Genomic DNA, 2,132 nt, shown 5'->3' with positions numbered 1-2,132 from the left:
CCTTATTGTTTCAATCCACCATTCCTCACACCAGCAAGCACCTAACATAGGCTGGTTGTTTCTTAAGAATTCACCGAATGCAACAAGCATGTCTCCCAAGAAAAGAATCTCAACAACTTTTCCCTTGACCTTTCTTGCATCTTCAATGGAATCCAATCTGCGAACTTCACCTGATTTCAACTTTACGGTAGGTCCTTCTATTGAATCTACAGGAACTACACAGTTACCCTTTCCAGGTCTTTCGATTTTCAATTGTGTACCGACAGCCAAAAATTCCAACAATTCCATTGTAGCAGGGTGAACACCCATTGTTGCAAGTCCTGTATTTCTTGAACGACCATATCTGAGACGGAAACCTCCTTTTTCAGAAGGATAACCTAATACAGGCCTTCCGCCAATAATATCGTGAGCATATTTGGAATGTTCAAAGAGTTCATCCTTATCGATGATGTTATCATCAATCTCTTCGATGATTTCTTCACTATCACCTTCAGAAGAGCTTTCCTCTTCACTTGAGGAACCTACACCCTTAGCGTATTCCGCTAAAAATTCCCAACTGTCAAGTTTAAGGGTGTGGGCATACTTTAAGATCTTTTTGGATTTCTGAATAACCCCTTCAACCATAGCAAGAAGAGCTCCACCTCTAATGTTATTGGTTTCTACACGAGGCAAGTCTCTGTGAGACACTTCTACTTGGTCAGTAGGTTCTCCGCTGACTTCAACAGGAATGCTTCTTGCAGCTAACCTAACCTCTTCAGGAGTTGGGGAGTATTGCAAATTAGTTACTTCTGATTCATAAAGCTCCACTTCTTCCACATATCTTTCAATCTCATCATCAGTAGGCTTATATATGTCAAGACCAGTAGCTACACGTATCTTATCCCCTAAAAGAACTGATAACGCAGCTGCAGTACCTCCTGCACTACGGATAGGTCCTGCAAAGTATACAGCTACATATTTGGTTCCATCAGAATTGTCCTTGATCTTTACTCCTGAAATACCTTCCAAAGGAGCAGCTACAACCCCTTCTGTCAAAATAGCTAAAGCGGTTCTTAATCCTTGGTCTGCAAAAGCTTGCTTTTCAGCTTCCAATTTGGCACCGGTTTCATTTGATTCCTGAGATGCGATTTCAGCAGCTATTTCAAATGCAACCTCTTCCCTTGACATATCCTTTTCCAATTCCTTGATACGCTTAGCAATACCTTTAGGGCCTACAAGCCCTTCCACTCTCTCTGCCAAGTCCTTTGCCAATGGAATTTCAGTTTCAAGCTCAACATCAAACCCTTTTGATCTCGCTTCATTAGCTATGTCATACAGCTTAAGAGTCTCACTTTCCAATCTTTCAAAATAATCCATTCCAGCATCCATTATAATCCCTAATAGCTAATAAATATTTTTGTGTTTTTTATAAAGTGTTTTAAATTAATTTAAAGTGTTTTAATGGTTTAAATTGCTTTTTTAAGCCATTTAAATTAATTTTTTAAATTTGAAAATTATTAAAAATTTTTGAATATTTTCACTTAATATTATTATATTCCTACTCTTATTTAAAGATATTAAGAGAGCAATTAAAAACTAATCAAAAATTGAAATTTTTATGAAAAAAATTATGATAAAAGTATGATAAAAAGTTGTAAATAATTGCGATATATTTATGAAAAAATTATGATAAAGTTGTGAAAAAATATGTTAAAAAATAATTTATTTTAATAAATACGAATTAAATTTTTTTAAATAAAAAAAAGAATTTGAAAATAAAAAAGGAAAATTTTTATACAGAGAATCTTAAGATGAAACAGAAGATTCCTAAAATTACAGTAATAGCTATGACTATTTCAGGAGCGATTTTTGGACCTACACTTTCGTCATCAAAGTATCTTACTAAACCTGCCCCACTCATAGGCATGCTGATTTTATCGTTTTTCTTTGCCATAATATCACATTAAAATAATTGAATAAATTGAATAATATTTTTTTGAATAATATTTTTATAAGTTTGATAATTATAATAAATTATATTTTTATAAGTATTATTTATTTCTATCATTTCTTATATTAAAACTTTTAGTTTAACAGTTAAAAAAATAGAAAAAATAGTCAAGAAATATTTATCAAGTATTAAAAAAAATATT

General features: G+C 32.8%; 1 protein-coding gene and 1 pseudogene. Both read right to left on the bottom strand.

Annotated features, from left to right (window positions below; translation table 11 throughout):
- Positions 1-1,368, bottom strand: a pseudogene (locus ACKI67_RS06680) (DNA polymerase II large subunit); the annotation flags it as partial.
- A 403-nt stretch (positions 1,369-1,771) separates the two neighbouring features.
- On the bottom strand, positions 1,772-1,933 hold the full coding sequence (locus ACKI67_RS06675) for a preprotein translocase subunit Sec61beta (protein ID WP_295620280.1): 162 nt from the start codon (positions 1,931-1,933) through the stop codon (positions 1,772-1,774).
- Positions 1,934-2,132: the final 199 nt, after the last annotated feature.

It is taken from the genome of Methanobrevibacter sp. (assembly GCF_045577275.1).
Classification (GTDB): Archaea; Methanobacteriota; Methanobacteria; order Methanobacteriales; family Methanobacteriaceae; genus Methanobrevibacter.
The sequence above is the reverse complement of the archived record's forward strand: the minus strand, read 5'-3'. Positions and strand labels throughout refer to the sequence as shown.

What these genes read in the sequence shown, in the direction of transcription:
- ACKI67_RS06675 (WP_295620280.1), bottom strand. Translation starts at nt 1,933, where the DNA reads ATGGCAAAGAAAAACGATAAAATCAGCATGCCTATGAGTGGGGCAGGT.